We start from the raw sequence: 19,694 nt of genomic DNA, 5'->3' as shown, positions 1-19,694 counted from the left end.
GAGATCGCAGTCTTTTTGCAACTGCTGAAGTCCTGTTGCCGCACTAGTCTTTCTATTCAGAATTTTGCCCAATTTTCTCAATAAACTCACAAGTTACGAACAGGGAGCAAGACAAGTCGCGCATTCGCAATTAATTCCGAATTCCGAATTCCGAATTCCGAATTCTCACCATGCATCACTCTCTTCTCTTTCCCTACTCCCTACTCTCTGCTCCCTTTGAATAGCACTAGCTTCTAGCAACAGGTTCTTCTAAAATTTCAGACATAGCAGGCAGACGCTTCAAGAAAAATACAGCAACAATCGTCCCCGCAATCGCTAAACCTGCCATTGGATAAAAGGCGTAAGTATAGCTGCCGAAAATATCTCGAATTCTGCCAGCAACGATCGTACCGAAAAATGCTCCAACACCGTAGGCAGTAAAGATAATCCCGTAATTTTTGGCGTAGTTTTCGGCTCTAAATAGAGTTAAAGTTGCGGTTGGCGCGATCGCCAGCCATCCACCTAAAGATAGCCAAAATAAAGCAAAAGCCGCTATGTATGTCAATGTAGCGCCAGTACGAGCATTCAACATCAAGATCGAAGCGATTAGAATTAGCACGTAAGAGGCGATCGCCGCTATTTTAGGACTGAACCGATCTGTTACCCAGCCAAATAACGGTCGTCCTAGTCCGTTAAAGATGGCAAATAGCGAGACAGTCATCGCTGCGGTTGTGGAGTCGAGTTCGATCATTTCTTGTGCTACAGGACTGGAAATACCAATTGCCGATAGTCCTACAAATGTTCCAATCGTGTAGCAAGTCCACAGTCCGTAAAAGCTTTGAGTCTGCCAGATTTTCTCAGTAGTTACTCTAACTGAAGTGACTCTTGCCGATGCTACATTCCCTACTGTAGGTTGCCATTGTGAAGGAGGCATTTTTAATTGCGTGGCGATCGCGACCACAATAACACTAAAGGCAATGCCTAAAATCGTAAAAGTTTGCCGCACCCCGTAAGCATCGATTAAATTCTTAGCTAAAGGTGCGGTAATTAACGGCGATAGTCCAAACCCAATCACCGTCAAGCCTACAGCTATTCCTTTTTTATCGGGAAACCACTTAGCCGAGACAGCTAACGGGACTCCATAGGCAATTCCAATTCCCGCACCAGCCACTAACCCGTAGGCAAAGACAAGCATTGGCTCGTTGGTAGCAAAGCTAGTGAGAATATAACCAACTCCCATCACTACACCACCAACAGCCGTGACAACACGAGAACCAAAGCGATCGATTAGAAAGCCTGCGATCGGCATTAACAGTGCAAAAACGACTAAAAGCACGGTAAACGGCAACAAACTTTCTGTTGCACCAATATTGAGCAACTTTTCTAAAGGTTTTCTGAAAATACTCCAAGAATAGACCGTACCCAGGCAGAGCAGTACGACAATTCCTAGAGGGATCAGCAGCCATCTACCCCTTTGTGCAGGCATACCAAACAGCTTGATGGTATCCATAGTTTTTTAATTATGGTAAATTGTGAATCTTTAGTATTTATCTATATCAAATAAGGTAAACAAAATATTACTCAAGTTCATAAAACTAGACAAGAGTGATAATGGGTAATGGGTAATGGGTAATGGGTAATTGGTCACTGGTCACTGGTCACTGCTCGTGCGCTCCCTGCTCCCTTTCCACTGCTAACTGTTAACTTAGGAGAGGATTAACTTAACTTATTGCAACAATTCATGTCTGCTGCTGTCTCGCTGCAAAACGTTTACAAGTCATACAACAACATTTCAGTTGTCAACGACCTTTCTTTTACTATCCAACCAGGGGAGATTTTTGGTTTACTCGGACCCAATGGTGCTGGTAAGTCAACTACGATTCGGATGTTAACAACGCTGACCAAACCAACCCAGGGTCAAGTTGAAGTAGCAGGATTCGATCTCTTGCGTCAATCCATACTGGTGAAGCAGTACATTGGCGTAGTCTTGCAGCAAACCAGCGTCGATAACGATCTCTCGGTTTGGGAGAATATGGAACTACACGGACGATTGCATCACATTCCCAATCCTCAGCGCCAGCAGCGGATCGGTCAATGGCTGAAATATGTAGAGTTAGCAGACCGTCGCGATAGTTTAGTCAAAACTCTCTCAGGAGGAATGAAGCGGCGCTTGCAGATTGCCAGAGCTTTGTTACACCAACCACAGATTTTATTTTTAGATGAACCAACCGTAGGACTAGACCCTCAAACTAGGCGGCGCTTATGGGAAATTATTCTCGATCTCAACAAGCAGGGAATGACGATACTGCTAACCACACACTACATGGAGGAAGTCGAATATTTGTGTAACCGCATTGGAATTATGGACGGTGGCAAGCTGATTTCCTTGGGAACTTTATCACAACTGCGATCGCAGTATGGTGAAGGGTTAGTGATGAAGCAAGTCGAAGAACGCTGGGAATATCTATTCTTCCCCACCTTAGAAGATGCCAACACCTTTATTAACCAACAACCAAACAAAACTGGAATGATGGCGCGATCTTCTAACCTCGAAGATATCTTCGTCGAACTCACAGGACGTAGGCTGGATTAGACGAGAAGGAGGGAGTAGTGACTCCTGGCTCCTAAATTTTGACTTTTGGCTTTTGAATTTTGACTTTCAGTCAAAGCTGCGGCTCCGTACCACGATTGCTAGCTGGTAAAGTCATGAGGATTTCTCGAATTGCCTTTTGCGCTACTGGTAAATTTGGTTTGATCGACAAGGCTTGTCGGTAGGCTGCAAGAGCGCCATTCAAGTCGTTTTGCTGCTTGAGTAAATCGCCAATCTGCAAATAGACTCTAGCGTCTTGAGGTTCAAGGTGAGCAATCTGTCTGAAAGTCATGAGCGCTGCTGGTGTATTGCCTTGAGCAATCCAGACCTTGGCAAGAGCTTGCAGCAGTTTTGGGTTATTAGGTGCTTGCGTTACTGCTTTTTGCAGTGCAGCGCCCGCTGCATCATATTCTCCTTGTTCTAGCAGTAGCAAACCCATTAACTCGTTCGCATAGGCATTATTAGAGTCACGGTTTAAAACTTGTTGATATGCTTCGGCTGCACCGTCGTAGTCTCGCAGACGGAAGGAAATCACACCTAATCCTAAATAGGCATTTAAGTTATTGCGATCGAGTTCGATCGTGCGACGGTAAGCAGCTGCGGCTCCAGCATTATCCCGCAATTGCCCTAAACAATAGCCTAAAGCATAATGAAAATCGGCATGATTGGGAGCAACCGCGATCGCGCGACGATAGGAGACAACAGCAGCAGAATAGTTTTTTTGTAATGCTTGAATGTAACCCATAGTAGAGTAGATGCGAGCATTTTTGGGAGATATTTTAGCCGCTTGTTGATATTTAGCGATCGCGGCTGGTAGTTTGCCTGTATCCATCAATCTTTGCCCTTCTTGCAACAACTTCTCCAGCAGTTTGCGTTTTTTGACAGGGCTGCTGGGAAGGGCAGCTTTTGGGCTTTTTTGGGCGATGGTTGTTTTTGCCGTAGTCGGCGCTGGAGCAATGGCAGTCAATCCAGCTAGTAACAATAAATTAATTCCGAATAAAGTTAGTTTTGACACGGTTAATCTACTAGGGTATTCAGTCAATTTTGCTAGGTTTGTCAGCGATCGGATTTTCAGCCAGCACATTGTAACAGCTAAAATAGCTGTTGCTTTTACGAGTAGACATTTTGACTTTTGTACGGGCAGGTTCTTTAAAGAGTTCTGTCTCCAAGGGAGATTTTGGGTAACCTTACCCCTACAGCTTTTGGCTTACTGAAATCTTTACTGTTGCCAGCTATGAATTTTGCTCTATCTAATTAGCACACCTTTTTTGCAAAATTGACAAATACTTTAAGCTTCGTTACAAAAGAAATGACCCACACTAAGTCAAAAAGTATTTCTATATACATAGATCGGCTAGCATAACTCTCCAGTACATTGAGTCACTACTGCTAATTTCTCTATCAGCCGGAAAACTATTGGAGCTATACGCTAAGATGTGTTTTCGTAGCGCTGGCGTTCCCTTCAATCCTTTCTTTGACGACAGCAGCTATAGAGAAATTAGGCAAGCACGTATCTAGAAAAACAGTATTAATTCTTCTTGCTTGTTAGCTCAGAAAATCTAGTAAAGCTAGTGACAGTTTCAACAATTATCAAAAGTTCTCTTTTTTCAAAGTTTATAACTTGTTTTTACTTCTAAAGATAGATACCTCAACTATTTCTACTGATAGATAGGTAATTTGCTAATTTAATCTAAATTAAGCTCAGGGTGAATTAGCTAAAAAAAATCTTACAAAAGTACAAAAAAACAAAGGAGTTAATAGCTATGTCATATGTCAATCGACCAGTAAATGAAGTCATGACCGAACCAGCGGTTACAGCTAGGGTCACAGATTATCACGATCGCGTTCGCTGGGGTCCAATTCTATCAGGATTAGTTGTCACATTAGCAACTCAATTGATCTTAAGCGCATTATTTGGTGCAATTGGAGCAGACACGGTAGCTGGTTCGGGCGCGCCTAGAACCAACGCCCCTAACGTTGCAGGAAATGTTGGTATCTGGTCGGCTATCGGTTTGTTAATTTCTCTGCTCACAGGCGGTTGGTTTACAGCCCGCGCTTGTGGACCGATGAATCGCTCTACAGCACTACTTAATGGTGCAATTCTCTGGGCAACAACTCTCGCGCTTAGCTCTTGGTTGTTGGCAAGTGGAGTTACTGGTGCTTTCGGTCTTGCTACCAATGCGGCTGCAAATGCTGCTGGAGTAATTAGCAACCAGGTGCAACAAGGAGTCAACTTACCACAAGGTGGGAATCTAACTGCCGAACAAGCAAAAGAAGCTGCTGATGCAACTGCAAGAGGCTTGTGGTGGTTTGTGTTTGGTTCCTTGCTAGGTTTAATTGCATCCCTGATTGGTGCTGCGGCTGGTGCGCGTAAACCTCGTACTAACGGAAACTATACTTAATCAGAACTGCATAGTAGTTTTTGACATACCGAACTAGGTAAACAATTTGCATCAATAGCCTAGTTGACATCTATAAAAAGTACCTGAGAGCGGGTACTTTTTATTTTTGATTTTCGTTTGTCAAGACTATGTACTTCCTAATTTAGGAACTATTGTTTCTCTCCCAAAACACCCCACACTCCTGCTTCTCCAGATGCGTTCGCCGGATTGGTAACGATCGCTTTTCCTGTAGATAGAGTATAGACAATTGGTAGCAGCCCTACCGCAAAAGAACATAAAACCACTAGCAGCACTAGCCTAACTGGATGAGGATGAGGCAGTTCTACCATCCACTCTTGAGCTATAGCTATGCGATTCAGTCTTTCTTCCCGACTTAATCTGCTTTTTGTCTGCATTGTTAAACACCAAATTCATAAAAAAGTTTGTTTTCACTTAAATATTACAGTTATTTTCTGTATCTAAAAATACAAAATTTGATTTATTTTAGAAAAATTTACAAGATCGGCGGATTTTCCTCTGAGAACCTCAGCCCTTTCTTCTACCTTCTGTCTGCTTACACCGGATAGTTGCGATCGCTGCCTTTAAGTGTTCGAGTATATTGTGATGACCGTAGATCAGAGTAGCTTTCTATTTAAATTCACCTATCAAAAGAGATATTGATAACTACGCAATCAGGAATAGATTCATATCTAAAAAATAATTATTCAAAGCTTCTTGGTAGCTATATCTAAATTAAAATATGCCCAATTGAATAAGAAATAAGCTTGTCAAACTGCCAAAAACCTTGTCACAAAAAGACTTCAAGCATCGAAGTTGGATAAAAATTCTGGATTGCTTACAATAAATGAACGTTTAAAAATTAAAAGTCATCAACGAAACCCAAGTTTCTATATCAAGAAATAATAACAATAAAAAATCAGTGATGTACCAATGTAGTAGCAATTGCAAAAATCGAATACTTGCGTCAATAAATATTAGCAAACCGTAGTAATTTATACTAATAACGTGTTAAAGCTTTTATAACTTAGAACAAGTCAACAATTTGAAAAATCTGAAAATAGTAATGATGTCAGACACAAACAACTAAATTCAAAACACAATCCCGCCTTAATAAGTAGCGATCGATTAGTTATTGGTTTCTGATAACTGATGACTGATGACTGATAACTGATAACTGATAACTGTTGTTACGGGAGAATTTGAGATGGCTGGTATATGGTCATTCAGCGGACGCTATCGCATTCTACATTTAACATGGCTGGCATTTTTTCTCACGTTTGTCGTCTGGTTTAACTTTGCCCCTTTCGCGCCAACAGTCAAAGCAGAACTCGGTTTAAGCGAAGCCCAATTGAGAACGATCGCCCTTTGTAACGTCGCTTTAACAGTACCAGCACGAATTATTGTAGGGATGATATTAGATCGATTTGGACCTCGAATCACCTATTCTTGTTTGTTAGTATATGCAGCAATTCCGTGTTTAGCATTTGCCTTTGCCCAAAATTTCAGCCAATTGGTTTACAGCCGCTTAGCTTTGAGTATTGTCGGCTGTGGATTTGTCATTGGGATTCGCATGGTAGCTGAGTGGTTTCCTCCCAAAGAAATTGGCTTGGCAGAAGGAATTTATGGTGGCTGGGGGAACTTTGGTTCTGCGGGTGCTGCCTTCACTTTACCTTCCATTGCCGCAGCAACAGCTTTCCTTGCCGGAGGACAAATTAATTGGCGTTTGGCGATCGCTTCCACGGGAATTATTGCAGCAATCTTTGGCATCATCTATTTTTTTAACGTCCAAGATACACCACCAGGTAAAGTTTACGAACGTCCCGCTAGTAGTGCGGGAATGGAAGTCACTACCAAGAAAGACTTCTGGTTTTTATTACTAATGAACGTGCCTTTAGTCGGCATTTTGGGCGTACTTGCTTGGCGTTTAAATCAAGTTAAATTTTTCAACGCCACAACAATGTATGTCATTTGGTTTCTACTTCTGTGCCTGTATTTATTTCAGTCTTACAATATTTGGCAAGCAAATAAGCAGTTGATGCAGGGTGAAAAACGCTATCCCCCAGAAGATCGCTATCAATTTTCACAAGTTGCCAGTTTAGAGTTAGCTTACGTTGCTTGTTTTGGTTCGGAATTAGCTGTCGTTTCCATGTTGCCGACATTTTTTCAACGCGGCTTTGGCTTAAATGCAACCATAGCAGGGGCGGTTGCCGGAATATATGCATTTATGAATCTATTTGCCCGCCCTGGTGGGGGATTGATTTCTGATAAAGTGAACAGTCGTAAGTGGACGCTCGTTGTCACGCTGGCTGGGATGGGAATTGGCTATCTGATCTTTAGCAGTTTAGGCGGAAATGTCCCGTTACCAGTAGTAGCAGTTATGACAGCACTCGCTTCGTTCTTTGTTATGGCAGCAGAAGGTGCGACTTATGCAATCGTACCTTTAATAAAGCGTCGCGTCACCGGACAAATTGCTGGCAACGTGGGAGCTTATGGTAACGTTGGTGCAGTTGCTTTTCTCTCGATTTATAGTCTCTTGCCTAACGATCCAACAGGCGATCGCATTTTCTTCCAGATGTTAGGAGTGGTGGGTTTAATCGTGACTAGTTTGTGTGCTTTTTTCCTTAAAGAACCAACAGGTTCTCATAGTACGGAAGATGTTCCAGAAGCGATCGCCACCAAAGTATCGGTAACAAAGTAGGTAGGCGATCGCCACGATACACGATATGTTCTCATAATGTGATTGTCAGGATGCATAGATATGTACCTGACAATTCTTCAATATGCTGACAAAAACGCAATCATTTTAAGATTTATTCTAATATTCTTAATATTTTTAATAATTACGCAATTGCCCACTCCTACACCTAAGTAAGATTGCGGTAGATCTAGAATCTCTCCATGAGAAAATTACAAAATATATCCGTATATTCTCGTCTATAGCCAGCTATTTCTTCATGCGAACAATATAAGTCGGCAGAATTACTGCAATTTTCTTGATTGGAGTAGATTGCAGCACGACTAAAAAACTGTAGTTTCACTCATGCCATATATATTCAATTTTCTGTACAACCAGTATTAGGGATAAAGTTATTATAAATTCGCTCCGAGTTTTATTGCTATTTTAAAAGATTTTATTCATCCCCGTTTTATAAATATATGAATCTTAAGTCGGTCGCTCTCTAGTCCACATATAACTGAAGTAAAGTCTTGCACCAGAGAAATCTATTGAACGCTGCTCTTTTTCGAGATAACTATTTAAGTAATTCTAGCCAGCACTGGCGCACTATTTTTTTAAGAGATAGAAAAAATAGGAACTATATTGAGTTCTAACATTGCTCGTGCAAGGATTGAAAAAACATTAAGCATTATCATTATTTCACAAATGATTAAAGAGAGTGAATAGTAAGTAGATTTCACGTAACGCTCCACTCTCAGATCGATCGCAAATGACCAACGATTGACCATCACCACAGCAGAGTTGACGAACCATTGAGAGTTGCTACCACCATTATGCCTACAGGATATCTGATGTCGATTATGAGATTTCATCTCGGATGGCGAGCGAATTCCGAGCAATCGGCAGTTCGCTGGGTGTGGTGGCTGCCAGTCTTTTGTCTAGTGGAAGCAGCCGTAACAATTTTTGGCGATCGAACTTGGAATTGGCAAAATGCGATCGTTGGTCTGCTATTTTTCCTAGTCATCTTGGCTGCGAATAAGGTAATAAATTACATTCCTTGGACGTTTTTTCGTTCTCAATGGTGGATCGAGCGCTATCGGATAAAAAGCGATCGCCCGTTACGAGATTTTGCCTTACTTCAGTTCAGTATTTTAGTTTTATTAGTCTGTGGTGCTACGGCAGTTGGTTGGTGTTTTCGACCATTCTTAGGTATTAAATATATTGCCAATAGCAGTGTAATTTTTCTACTTTTATTAATATCGTTAGCTTTTGTCAGCGTGGCGATCGCCTGTTGGACGACGTTACCGCAAGTTGCAGCAATTGATGCGGTGCGCCAACAAGCAGAAAGCCTATTTCTCAAAGCCTCAGAACGATACGATTTGGTCATGCAAGGGGCAAATGAAGGACTGTGGGACTGGAACCTCGAAAATCATGAAATTTACTTTTCTCAGCGCTGGAAAGCCATGCTAGGCTACGCAGATGATGAAATTGCTAGTACCTTAGATGAGTGGCGCGATCGGATTCATCCCGATGACAAAGCGCAATTTCAACTTGAGTTATCTCGGCATTTAGATGGTACGACTAGCCATTTTGAACGGGAACACCGGATTTTACATAAAGATGGAACGTATCGCTGGGTACTAAGTCGCGGTTTGGCAGTCAGGAACGAGGAAGGACAAGCTTACCGCATCGCTGGTTCTCAAACTGATATTACCGATCGCCATCGTGCCGAAGCTCAGTTAAGTCATGATGCCTTACACGATCGACTCACGGGCTTACCCAACAGAATTTTATTTCAAGAGCGCTTAGAACACGTCTTGCAATTGGCGAAACGTCACAACATTTTCTCCTTTGCAGTGCTATTCGTCGATCTCGATCGGTTTAAAACGATTAACGATAGCCTGGGACATTTGGTAGGCGATCGGCTATTGATGGGTATTGCCCAAAGACTCAAAGCATGTATCCGCAGCAGCGATACATTGGCACGATTAGGCGGAGATGAGTTTGCCATGCTGATTGAAGATGTGGACGACAAAGGTGACATTATTCACCTCGTCGAACGGATACAGCAAGAATTTAAGCTACCGTTCCACCTCAACGGACAAGAAATCTACGCTAATGCAAGTATCGGCGTGTTAATCGAGACGGCTGACTACGACTGTGCTGAAGACTTGCTACGAGATGCAGATATAGCCATGTATCGGGCAAAAGAACGGGGACGTGGGTGTTATGAGGTATTTGACATCACTATGCGCGATCGTGCTGTCGCCATGTTGCACCTAGAAACAGACTTGCGCAAGGCAATTATCAACCAAGAATTTCAACTCCACTACCAGCCAATCGTCGCACTACATAACAACCAAATTACCGGATTTGAAGCCTTAGTCCGCTGGCAGCATCCCGACAACGGCTTGATTCCGCCCATAGAATTTATCGGTGTTGCGGAAGAAACAGGACTGATTTTGCCATTAGGCATATGGGTGTTACAAGAAGCCTGCACTCAGATGCGTGCTTGGCACGAAGAATTTCCTTCCGATCCACCGCTATCAGTCAGTGTCAATGTTTCTGGTAAGCAATTTGCCCAAGTCGATTTAGTGGATAAAATTCGCCAAATTCTAGTAGAAACTAGTTTTGATCCGCATTGTTTAAAGCTCGAAATTACCGAAAGCACGATTGTCGAAGATTTAGCATCTGCTAAAGCCAAATTGATCCAGTTACAAGAGTTGGGCATTCAAGTTTCCATCGATGACTTTGGCACTGGTTATTCTTCTTTATCGTATTTAAGTCGCTTTCCGATCAATTTTTTGAAAATCGATCGCTCCTTCATTCAAGATATAGATACTAGCTCAGAGCGATTAGAAATTATTCGGGCGATCGTTTCCCTAGCCGATAGCTTGAAAATTGATGTCGTCGCCGAAGGAGTAGAAACCGCATCTCAACTCGCTCAACTCTGTTCCCTCCAACCTACATCTGGGCAAGAACACTTTGCTCAGGGCTACTTATTCTCCAAACCACTCAATCGCGATGCTGCCAAAAGTCTGATCGCCTCCGGTCGCGATTGTTATGCTTCTAAGTGAGCAGGGAGCAATTCAAAATTCACGTATTAATTCCGAATTCCGAATTCCGAATTCCGAATTCCGAATTCATTAAAACCATCCTTCCTGTTCCAATGTCTCGATCAATTGCAGTCCTCGCGGATCGCCGACACCGAGAATGGCGGCTCTAGCATCTTCTTTTACGCCTAAATCTTCATCTTCAGCAAAAGCTTGGATTAAGGCATCGACTGCCGTAGCATAGACGACGTTAGAAGGGAGTTCGCGACATAATTGACCTACCGACCAAGCGCAATTGCTCCTGACTGCTGCTACGGGGTCTTGCACCAAAGCTTCAATCAGGGGTGGCATGGCTCCGACTACTGCTTCATAACCGATTTCTGCCATTTGTGCTAAAGCGCTAGCAGCCCACAGCCGCACGGCGGAAATGTCGGTTCTCAAAGCTTCTGCTAAAGGTTTGAGGGAACGGCGATCGCGGCAGTTGCCTAATGCCCAGACAACTCCCTTACGCACGTAACCGTTCCAGTCTCGATTTAATTGTTGAATCAGTGCCTCTACCGCTTCTGGGCTGGGGTTGCGTCCGATCGCATAGGCAGCGCTGACTCTGACTAAAGGACAAGCATCTGTGAGTAAGCGAATTAAATGGGGCGTTGCCCGCTCATCTTCAATTTCACAGAAAGCTCGCGCTGCTAGCATCCTCTGCTGAGTTTGAGGATTTTCTAGCAGGGCAAGCATTTCATCTGGGTTAGGTTTTGCAGTCTCAGAATCAGCAGTTAAAGCACCTAGATGATCTAGGGGACTATCTAGCTGTACGGCTTCATCTAATATGCTAAGGTCGTCTTCGTCATACATGAGCGATCCGTTCACCGCGTTCTTTTGCCATCAATCAATGTGGCTTGGCGATCCAAATAGGTTAGCTACAATGATTTTACTCTGCTCGACACCCTACGGCTAACTCCTTTATGTTTTTATCTGCGATCGCACTTGCGTTTGCCGCTTGCAGATCGCGACAACACGCTCTACTACCTACCGCAATAAGTCAGAATTTTGATAGAAGATAATTAACGGTAGTTTAGGAATGGATATCAAAAACGGGTTTGTCGGTACTGTAGGCAATACACCCCTGATCCGGCTCAACCGCTTCAGTGAAGAGACTGGATGCGAAATTCTTGGTAAGGCAGAATTTCTCAATCCTGGGGGTTCGGTAAAAGACCGCGCCGCACTTTATATTATTAAGGATGCGGAAGAAAAAGGCATTCTCAAGCCTGGGGGTACGGTCGTGGAAGGGACAGCGGGAAATACTGGCATCGGACTTGCCCATATTTGTAATGCTAAGGGCTACAAAAGCTTAATTGTGATTCCCGATACCCAGTCGCAAGAAAAAATGGATGCGTTGAGGCTGTTGGGGGCTGAGGTGCGTCCTGTTCCTGCCGTACCATACAAAGACCCGAATAATTATGTCAGACTCTCCGGTAGAATTGCCGAGGAGATGGAAAATGCAATTTGGGCAAACCAGTTTGATAATTTAGCCAATAGAAGGGCGCATTACGAAACTACAGGTAAAGAAATCTGGGAACAAACAGACGGCAAAGTTGATGTGTGGGTAACGTCTACAGGTACGGGAGGTACGCTAGCAGGGGTAGCAATGTATCTGAAGGAAAAAAATCCTGCCATCAAGACAGTCTTAGCCGATCCGATGGGTAGTGCGCTTTACAGTTATATCAAAACAGGTGAAACCACAAGTGAAGGCAACTCCATTACAGAAGGTATCGGCAACAGTCGCGTAACTGCGAATATGGAAGGCGCACCGATTGACGATGCAATTCGCGTAACTGACGATGTAGCAGTAAAAATTGTCTACCGTCTGCTGCAAGAAGAGGGATTATTTCTCGGCGGTTCTACAGGAATTAATGTTGGTGCGGCGATCGCACTAGCCAAGCAATTAGGTCCAGGTCATACAATTGTGACAATTCTGTGCGATAGCGGTACGCGCTATCAATCGCGGTTATTTAATCGCACCTGGTTAGCGGAAAAGGGGCTGTCGCCAGCTTAAATCTTTTCACTCAGCCGTGTCTCGGAAGATCCCCCCAACCCCCCTTAAAAAGGGGGGCTATGAGGGATTTGCTTGAATTTTAATTAATTTTTGAACGCTCGCTAAAGCACGGTTTAGTTCGTGATTTTTTTGTTCTGGATGGGCGAGATAGGCTTGCTGTTCTTCTTCAATCATCTGTACATCTTGTAGTACTAATCCATCTAATAATTTTTGCGCCGAGCCGAATAAACTGTTTTTAACGAACTTCCTAAAAGCTACGGGTAATTTATGCAAGCGCCAGAAGGCATTGAGAGAAGTAAAATGAATTAAATAAGCGCGGGTTTTTAATTCGTTAATTGGACAAAATAAACAATAAATTTTAAAATCATTGCCTAATGTTGATGTCCAATTGGGGTAAATATAGCTCACGTCTAATGGTTCGGAATGAAGGCGACGTAAGGCAGGAAAAAATAATTGCGAGATCGACCAAATTTTATCAATTTTATAATAGCTTTGTGCTTGATAATGCGCGTCAACTCGTCCTTCATCTTCATAGATATCTTGCAATATTGGATCTGCCCAAGCTTGCCAGCTTTGATGTAAATGTCCGTGATACATATCCATCAAATTCTCAATTAAGTAAGAATAATGAGCGGCACATTCAATAATTGAAACAGTGGCAATATAGTTGAGATGATCCCACTCTGGTAAGCCTAGAGGTTGAAGTTGCGTAGCTAGATTGCGATCGCCAGGAAATAACCAAACAAAACCATCTTGTTCTCGAATTGGATAATGGCGAATTTTGCAATTCGGTAGTTTTTGATTTGTTGCTAAATAAGGAACGTCAACGCATTCACCATTTCCAGCAATGCGCCAGCCGTGATAAGCGCATTCTAAATTGTTATCAACAACTCGTCCGTGACTGAGTTTAACTTGACGGTGCGGACATCGATCTTCTAATGCATATACTTTCCCATCGTTGCCACGATAAATTGCGATCGCTTGATGCCAAAGAGTGACGGCTATAGGGTTAGTTGTAACTTCACGACTACGGGCGACTGCATACCAATGATTCGGATTAATTCCAGTTTGCCGAATATCACGCTGTTGTGAGGTTAGCGAGGGGTTTTGCATAGCTTTATATATTTTTGAACTAATAATTTTGGAATTGGTAGGGTGCGTTAAAGAACACACCCTGCTGTAATTAAATCTTCAACATTCCCTCTGGATTAACGGAGAAAAGCGATCGCCTTTGCAATCCTTCGCGGTGTAAAATCTCATTTGCTGCTAGCAATCCACTACTTACAGCCCTTTCCATTAATCCGCAAGGAAATGGCATTTTGACCCAATCACCTGCAAATATTAAATTAGGAATCTCCGTACTTGTCTCCGGTCGATCGCTATAGCTATTTGGTGGATAACCAGAGAAATTCTTTTGATTGACTAATTCCCGATGCAACATTTTTGCTTGCTGTAACTGCGGTACAATTTCATATAATTCTTGCTCGAATGTTGTCAATAAAGCTTGCTGATTGGGAAACTCTTTTTCTTTGTAACAATAGGCGTGTAACTCCACGACGCTACCACCCGTTTTATTTGCCCAATCAATATATGGTTCCTGAATGCGGTGATAAAGCGTAATGCTGTCGGTGAGTTGATAGCCAGATAAAGAGGTAAAATTGCTGTGTTGCCAATCAAAATCGCGATCGAACCAGAAGCGACAGACAGCGAAAGGATCGGCTATAGACAACTTTTCGACTTGCGATCGCACTTGCTGGCTAACTTCTCCCGCGACTAAGGTAAATAATTGTTGTACTCCTGGTACGTCGGTGGCGAAGATGTAGTAATCGGCTTGAATTGGTAATTGGTAGTTGGTAATTGGTAATTGGTAGTTGGTAGTTGGTAGTTGGTTGTTCAATGACTCCCGACTCCCGACTAGTTGCAATCGATCTTCTTGCTGTTTGACAACTTGAAAGCGGGGTAAATCTCTTTGTGCTGGTCCTTTCAATACTTTCCCTTGGCGATCGTATACTGCACCATGACAGGGACAGTGAAATTTGCCGTCTTCTGCGAGTTGTACCGTACAGCCTTGATGGGTACAGGTAAGAGAGATTGCTGCTTTATTTTCAGGAGAAACAGCATACATGCGATCGGCTGCACCGTAATATGAAATTTCTCCCTTGTCCCCCTTGTCCCCCTTGTCCCCCTTGTCTCCAACTCCCGTTACCCAAAACGGCGCATCCTCCCCTTCTCCTTGAGAATAGCTGAGGGATGAAATCTTGCCATTTTGAGTTTGAATTGCGGTGACGTTAGCACCCGTGACAATCTTGCCACCATTTCGCGCGATCGCACTCGCAATTGGTTGGACTAAACTCGTACCCATGTCGTAGCGCGTACCGTTAAAAGCCAGTCCTTCGGGATTGCCAAAAAAGTAAAAGTGGAAAAATTGCATTAATTCTCCCACACTCATCAAATCTGGGGCATTCAAGCTTGATTTGGCGAAGGGTAAAAAGTATAAATCGTATAATCCGTGCGGAAAACTCCGTTCTACCCACTCGGCTACGGAAAGATGATCTAGGCGTTGAAAGGTTTTTTGGGTTTGAAATCCGGTAATTGCCCGAAACACCTGCCAGTGTTCCCATTTTGTCAGGTTAATACCCCATTTGAGCCGATTAGGAGAGGCGATCGCTAAATCAACGATATTCCACGGAAAAGCTGAGTGACTGGGACGGAAGACTTCTGGCTGGTACTTCTCACCCCGATAAAGGACGGCGTAGGAATTTAAAGACCGAAAATTGTCCTGAATTTCCAGTTCTGCCACGATACTTTTGAGGTTGTAGTATTGAGGAAAGAAACCGTGGAAGCCGTGTTCCATCATAAAAGTTTCCCCTGCTGCTTCGACCTGCCAGCTGGCAATCTTACCACCCAGTTGTGGCGATCGCTCTAATAGCGTCACGGCAAATCCGCGCTGACTCAGTTCGTAGGCGCAAGCTAATCCAGCTAATCCTCCACCGACAACAACTACGCTTTTCGATTGAGTTAGCGATCGCGGTAGATCTAATCTATCTGGTTGGTGTACCGTAGGCTGTGGTTTTGAAAACCGAGTGTATCCCACAACTCCCCCGACAGCACCAATCCCACATAGCTTAAATAAAGTGCGTCGAGAAATTGGCTGTGAAAGCACGTCGTTTGATAATGGATTCAAGTTAACTCCTCACTCCCATCACGATGAAATATTGGCGAGAAACGCTGGCTGTCGCACAACGAATCTTAATTGAACTACTGCGTCGCCGTCGCAGCTTAATTTTTTGGAGTATTTTTCCCGTTTCTGTATTGTTACTTAACGGATTTATTTTGGCAGAACGAGCCAAGCTGTCAATAGACCAAGCTTTTAATATTGCTGCACCCTTAACGTTAGTAGGAGCAGCGTTGTTTTTCAGTTGTTTGGGTGGTACGGTTGCTACTATCGTTTCCGAACGAGAACAACAAACTCTCAAGCGTCTATTCATTTCTCCTCTAAGTGGCACTTCCTACTTTTTAGGAATTTTTCTCGCTCACAGTTGTATTGGCATAGGACAAGCTGTACTAATTTATACGATTTCTTCATTATTTTTTAATGCTAGTTTCAATGGCTCCTTGATTTTGGGCTGCTTAATTATTTTACTGAGTATAGCTGCATACGTAGGTTTAGGTTTTATTTTAGGCACGCAATTAGCCCGTCGTACGGAAGATGTAAATGCTTTAATCGCGGCTTTTGGCGTGCCGTTGTTGATGTTAGGCGGTGCTTTTATCCCTGCTTTTTTGTTTCCGAAACATTTACAACAAATTGCCAAGTTCAACCCGATTTATCACATGAATACAGCTTTTTTAAAAGTTTCTGCTAACGGAAGTGAGATGGCTGAAATTAGCGAGAATTTCTGGTTTTTAGTTGGCTTCACGGGATTGATGGTACTGGGAGGATGGTTATCTTATCGGCGAATGTTGGTGGTAGAGAGAAGATTGTGATCTAGTACTCTCGATCCCCCTAACCCCCTTTTTAAAGAGGAAATAAAGCCCTCTTTTTATGCAGATTGGAGAATATTTAATGCCTGTTCACTCTGGATTGGCGTTAAAAATTAAGAAAAAAAGAAAAATTGGTAGCTAATTCTGGCACTATCGGAGATAAATAGATGTGAACATACTCCTCGATAAATGACATTTACATATACTCGTACTATTCGCTTTCAGGATACTGATGCAGCTGGGGTTGTCTACTTTGCCAGCGTTCTATCTATATGCCATGAAGCTTACGAAGAGTCTTTAGCAGCATCAGGAATTAACATCCAAGCGTTTTTCAGTAAATCTTCGGTTGCTATTCCCATCGTTCATGCTAGTGCAGATTTTTTCCGTCCGATGTTTTGTGGCGATAAAATCTTAGTCGAACTCACGCCAAAATATATGGGCGATGATTATTTTGAGGTAACGTATAAAATGGTTGACGCAGGCGATCGCGAAGTTGCCAAAGTCTTGACAGAACACGTTTGTATCGATCCTGAAAGCAGAACCAGACAACAATTACCTAGCGAGATCGTCCAGTGGTTTCAACAGTGGGTAGATTAGACAAATCTCGATCGCGATTTTCTTGAGTCAAAATCGCGATCGCTTGTAATTGTTCTCGGTTGAGTTTGCCTTGCGCGTTACGAGGTAGCTTTTGAGCGCTAATCCAATATTTAGGTATTTTAAACTTAGATAAACTATTGGCGATCGCGGCTTTAATTTCTCTTGCAGAAACCGACTGAGATTTAGGAACGTAAATTGCCGTGACGACTTCTCCCCAAACGCGATCGCAAAGTCCAATTACAACAATATCATCAACTAATTGAGTTGCTCTAATCGCAGCTTCAACTTCACAAGGATATACGTTTTCGCCTCCTGTAATAATCTTATGACTGTTGCGACCGACAATATTTAAATAGCCGCGATCGTCTATATAACCTAGATCGTCTACCTGAATCTCTACTTGTTCTAACAAATCTGGATAGTAGCCTAAAGCTAAAGACTTAGCTTGAATGCAAATCGTACCAACTTCATTGGAATTTAAGATTTCATGTTTAGAATTAATAATTCTAATTTGCGCGTGAGGTAAAACTCGACCGCAACTGTTATATCCTTGAAGAAAATCTTCTGGCTTGAGGGTAGCAATTTGTGATGCCGTTTCTGTCATTCCATAAGTAGGTGCTAGTCTAACTTTAGAATCTCTGGCTCGATTTAAAAGTTCTTGCCAAGCAGGCGCGCCACCTAATAATACTGTTTGAAATTGTGCCAACCAATCGACTAAATTGGGAATCTGTAATAAACGCTGAAGTTGAGTTGGAACCAAAGAAATAAAAAAATCTTCAGGATCGAGATCGGGTATAACTCCAGATTCTATAGTTTTAAAAGGAAAAATTGCTAATTTACCGCCAGAAGTTAGCGATCGCATAAATTGCATTAAGCCACTAACATGATATAGGGGTAAAACACAAAAAGAATTAATCTGCTGACTTTGAAAGTATGTTTGAAAGCCTCGAACGGAGGCACTTAAGGTATCCCACGTATGAATGGCAAAACGAATTTTACCCGACGATCCACCCGTGGGAATCATGATAGATGAATTCGGAATTCGGAATTCGGAATTCGGAATTATCGCTGTTATTTTTTGATTTTGGACTTCTCCCCAAATAATATCTGGTTGTATAATATCAAAAACCTGCTGCCATTCTCCTTCTTCCCAAAAGGGATTGCAAAGAAATATGGAACAATCTACACTACAGGCAGCGATAAATCCAGCTAAAAATCGAATTGGTTTGCTTTCAGCTAAAATAATTCTAGGCGAATTCTGCTGAGAAGATTGCTCGATAATTTCTAAATAAAATTGCTCTGCTAGTTCGACAAGTTCGCCACTATCGCCACCAATTAACCAATGGCGATCGCCAGATTTTTTTATAGCTTCTAACAAGCTTGCCATAATTGTTCTAGCCAAGTTTGTTCATTTTCCTCTAACCAGTGATGTACGCCAAATCCAACTGCGCGACGATTTAGAGATAGTTCTGCTGCTAGTTTTAAAGCTGCTTGTTTACCGACAATAGTTTCAAATACGGAAGAGAATACCGCATCAATTTTGTGTTCTTGACAGAACTTTCGCAAACGACTTGGCGAACCAGCAATACTGGGTTTAATCGTAAAAATTCCTCGCCATCCCTGCTGATAGCAAGTTTCTAATTGAGTCAGATTAGCTACAGATTCATCCAGCGCGATCGCGGTAGCATAGTAGCAACTCAATTCTTGCATTTCAGTCAAATTCTCTCTAGCAAGCGGCTGTTCGATATATTCAATTTCTACACCTACTCCCGTTGCCATAACGCGATCGCAGGTATAAAGCCACAAATTTGCCTCATCATAACTCAGTCCCCCATTGGCATCTAATCGCAGTTTTACTCTCTCTGGCAATACTTCAGTTAAGTGGTGAAAAATAGCCAATTCCTCAGCAATCAGATAAACTCCAATTTTCCATTTAAAGGTGCTATAACCGTCTTTTGCTAAACTTTGCCAGGTTGATAAGGCAGCTTTACCAGCAGGAAGTAAAGCACTGTAGGGAAGGGATGTTGTAGGAGCGATTTGTACGTTCTTACAACAATTAATATCTTCCCATGCTGATTCAAATCCAAACTGACAAGCGGGAAGGCGATCGGGAATCGAAAAAATAATTTCCTCAGAAATTTCTTTTGGTAACTGGCGACAAAAATCTAACGCTTGTTCTACTGTTTCCGAGCCAAACCAACTAATAGGCGCAATCTCACCATATCCCACATTTGAATTGCTAGTCAATCGAATTATAATCCCATCTCGCACGTCCCAAACGCCATGATTTGTTTGTAGAGGTGGTTTAAATCGTCGTCGATAAGGACGAAAATCGAATTGAGTCATGGGAATCTTCTCTAGC

At 42.7% G+C, this 19,694-nt stretch carries 15 protein-coding genes; 7 read left to right on the top strand and 8 right to left on the bottom strand.

Annotated features, from left to right (window positions below; translation table 11 throughout):
• Positions 1–226: 226 nt before the first annotated feature.
• Positions 227–1,489, bottom strand: a complete 1,263-nt coding sequence (locus CHRO_RS20035; RefSeq protein WP_015156047.1) for an L-lactate MFS transporter — start codon at positions 1,487–1,489, stop codon at positions 227–229.
• Positions 1,490–1,720: 231 nt separating this feature from the next.
• Here CHRO_RS20035 and CHRO_RS20030 point away from each other — a divergent pair, with 231 nt between their 5' ends.
• Entirely contained in the window at positions 1,721–2,572 is an 852-nt protein-coding gene (locus CHRO_RS20030) for an ABC transporter ATP-binding protein (protein ID WP_015156046.1), read from the top strand.
• Positions 2,573–2,642: 70 nt separating this feature from the next.
• On the opposite strand, the gene CHRO_RS20025 is transcribed toward CHRO_RS20030, so the two are convergent.
• Positions 2,643–3,584 carry a tetratricopeptide repeat protein gene (locus CHRO_RS20025; RefSeq protein WP_041463344.1) on the bottom strand — a complete coding sequence of 314 codons (942 nt, stop codon included), beginning with the start codon at positions 3,582–3,584 and terminating at the stop codon, positions 2,643–2,645.
• Positions 3,585–4,332: 748 nt separating this feature from the next.
• Between CHRO_RS20025 and CHRO_RS20020 the strand changes: the two genes are divergently transcribed.
• Positions 4,333–4,971, top strand: coding sequence for a hypothetical protein (locus CHRO_RS20020; protein WP_015156044.1), 639 nt, complete (start codon positions 4,333–4,335; stop codon positions 4,969–4,971).
• Positions 4,972–5,120: 149 nt separating this feature from the next.
• Here the strand turns inward: CHRO_RS20020 and CHRO_RS20015 are convergent, their stop codons facing one another.
• A complete protein-coding gene (locus CHRO_RS20015; protein WP_015156043.1) occupies positions 5,121–5,366 on the bottom strand; it encodes a hypothetical protein in 246 nt (81 codons plus the stop codon).
• Positions 5,367–6,175: 809 nt separating this feature from the next.
• Here CHRO_RS20015 and CHRO_RS20010 point away from each other — a divergent pair.
• Both CHRO_RS20010 and CHRO_RS20005 read left to right on the top strand, forming a co-directional pair.
• Positions 6,176–7,669, top strand: coding sequence for a NarK family nitrate/nitrite MFS transporter (locus CHRO_RS20010; protein ID WP_015156042.1), 1,494 nt, complete (start codon positions 6,176–6,178; stop codon positions 7,667–7,669).
• Between the two features lie 830 nt (positions 7,670–8,499).
• Entirely contained in the window at positions 8,500–10,725 is a 2,226-nt protein-coding gene (locus CHRO_RS20005; protein ID WP_015156041.1) for a putative bifunctional diguanylate cyclase/phosphodiesterase, read from the top strand.
• Positions 10,726–10,794: 69 nt separating this feature from the next.
• Here CHRO_RS20005 and CHRO_RS20000 read toward each other — a convergent pair whose 3' ends face one another.
• Entirely contained in the window at positions 10,795–11,553 is a 759-nt protein-coding gene (locus CHRO_RS20000) for a HEAT repeat domain-containing protein (protein ID WP_015156040.1), read from the bottom strand.
• A 226-nt stretch (positions 11,554–11,779) separates the two neighbouring features.
• Here CHRO_RS20000 and CHRO_RS19995 point away from each other — a divergent pair, with 226 nt between their 5' ends.
• Positions 11,780–12,754 (top strand): cysteine synthase A, encoded by a 975-nt coding sequence (locus tag CHRO_RS19995; RefSeq protein WP_015156039.1) that lies wholly within the window; start codon positions 11,780–11,782, stop codon positions 12,752–12,754.
• A gap of 57 nt (positions 12,755–12,811) precedes the next feature.
• Here the strand turns inward: CHRO_RS19995 and CHRO_RS19990 are convergent, their stop codons facing one another.
• Together CHRO_RS19990 and CHRO_RS19985 are read right to left on the bottom strand one after the other, a co-directional pair.
• Positions 12,812–13,867 (bottom strand): aromatic ring-hydroxylating dioxygenase subunit alpha, encoded by a 1,056-nt coding sequence (locus CHRO_RS19990; protein ID WP_015156038.1) that lies wholly within the window; start codon positions 13,865–13,867, stop codon positions 12,812–12,814.
• Positions 13,868–13,937: 70 nt separating this feature from the next.
• On the bottom strand, positions 13,938–15,938 hold the full coding sequence (locus CHRO_RS19985) for an FAD-dependent oxidoreductase (protein WP_015156037.1): 2,001 nt from the start codon (positions 15,936–15,938) through the stop codon (positions 13,938–13,940).
• A gap of 23 nt (positions 15,939–15,961) precedes the next feature.
• On the opposite strand from CHRO_RS19985, the gene CHRO_RS19980 reads away from it, so the two are divergent.
• Positions 15,962–16,738 (top strand): ABC transporter permease, encoded by a 777-nt coding sequence (locus CHRO_RS19980; RefSeq protein ID WP_015156036.1) that lies wholly within the window; start codon positions 15,962–15,964, stop codon positions 16,736–16,738.
• Positions 16,739–16,924: 186 nt separating this feature from the next.
• Positions 16,925–17,332: an acyl-CoA thioesterase gene (locus CHRO_RS19975; protein ID WP_015156035.1), complete on the top strand. Its 408-nt coding sequence runs from the start codon at positions 16,925–16,927 to the stop codon at positions 17,330–17,332.
• On the opposite strand, the gene CHRO_RS19970 is transcribed toward CHRO_RS19975, so the two are convergent.
• Together CHRO_RS19970 and CHRO_RS19965 are read right to left on the bottom strand one after the other, a co-directional pair.
• Positions 17,292–18,719 (bottom strand): 2-succinylbenzoate--CoA ligase, encoded by a 1,428-nt coding sequence (locus tag CHRO_RS19970; protein WP_015156034.1) that lies wholly within the window; start codon positions 18,717–18,719, stop codon positions 17,292–17,294. The genes CHRO_RS19975 and CHRO_RS19970 overlap by 41 nt on opposite strands.
• Complete coding sequence (locus CHRO_RS19965; protein ID WP_015156033.1) at positions 18,704–19,678, bottom strand: o-succinylbenzoate synthase; 975 nt, start codon at positions 19,676–19,678, stop codon at positions 18,704–18,706. Before CHRO_RS19965 ends, CHRO_RS19970 begins: the two co-directional genes overlap by 16 nt.
• Between the last annotated feature and the right edge of the window lie 16 nt (positions 19,679–19,694).

Origin of the sequence: Chroococcidiopsis thermalis PCC 7203 (assembly GCF_000317125.1) — a bacterium.
Classification (GTDB): domain Bacteria; phylum Cyanobacteriota; class Cyanobacteriia; order Cyanobacteriales; family Chroococcidiopsidaceae; genus Chroococcidiopsis; species Chroococcidiopsis thermalis.
The sequence above is the reverse complement of the archived record's forward strand: the minus strand, read 5'-3'. Positions and strand labels throughout refer to the sequence as shown.

Bases quoted from the DNA above. Each gene is read 5' to 3' on its own strand.
- CHRO_RS20020 (WP_015156044.1), top strand. From the start codon at position 4,333: ATGTCATATGTCAATCGACCAGTAAATGAAGTCATGACCGAACCAGCG.
- CHRO_RS19980 (WP_015156036.1), top strand. From the start codon at position 15,962: ATGAAATATTGGCGAGAAACGCTGGCTGTCGCACAACGAATCTTAATT.
- CHRO_RS19990 (WP_015156038.1), bottom strand. From the start codon at position 13,867: ATGCAAAACCCCTCGCTAACCTCACAACAGCGTGATATTCGGCAAACT.
- CHRO_RS19995 (WP_015156039.1), top strand. From the start codon at position 11,780: ATGGATATCAAAAACGGGTTTGTCGGTACTGTAGGCAATACACCCCTG.
- CHRO_RS20035 (WP_015156047.1), bottom strand. From the start codon at position 1,489: ATGGATACCATCAAGCTGTTTGGTATGCCTGCACAAAGGGGTAGATGG.
- CHRO_RS20015 (WP_015156043.1), bottom strand. From the start codon at position 5,366: ATGCAGACAAAAAGCAGATTAAGTCGGGAAGAAAGACTGAATCGCATA.
- CHRO_RS20005 (WP_015156041.1), top strand. From the start codon at position 8,500: ATGTCGATTATGAGATTTCATCTCGGATGGCGAGCGAATTCCGAGCAA.
- CHRO_RS19975 (WP_015156035.1), top strand. From the start codon at position 16,925: ATGACATTTACATATACTCGTACTATTCGCTTTCAGGATACTGATGCA.
- CHRO_RS19970 (WP_015156034.1), bottom strand. From the start codon at position 18,719: ATGGCAAGCTTGTTAGAAGCTATAAAAAAATCTGGCGATCGCCATTGG.
- CHRO_RS20010 (WP_015156042.1), top strand. From the start codon at position 6,176: ATGGCTGGTATATGGTCATTCAGCGGACGCTATCGCATTCTACATTTA.
- CHRO_RS19965 (WP_015156033.1), bottom strand. From the start codon at position 19,678: ATGACTCAATTCGATTTTCGTCCTTATCGACGACGATTTAAACCACCT.
- CHRO_RS20030 (WP_015156046.1), top strand. From the start codon at position 1,721: ATGTCTGCTGCTGTCTCGCTGCAAAACGTTTACAAGTCATACAACAAC.
- CHRO_RS20000 (WP_015156040.1), bottom strand. From the start codon at position 11,553: ATGTATGACGAAGACGACCTTAGCATATTAGATGAAGCCGTACAGCTA.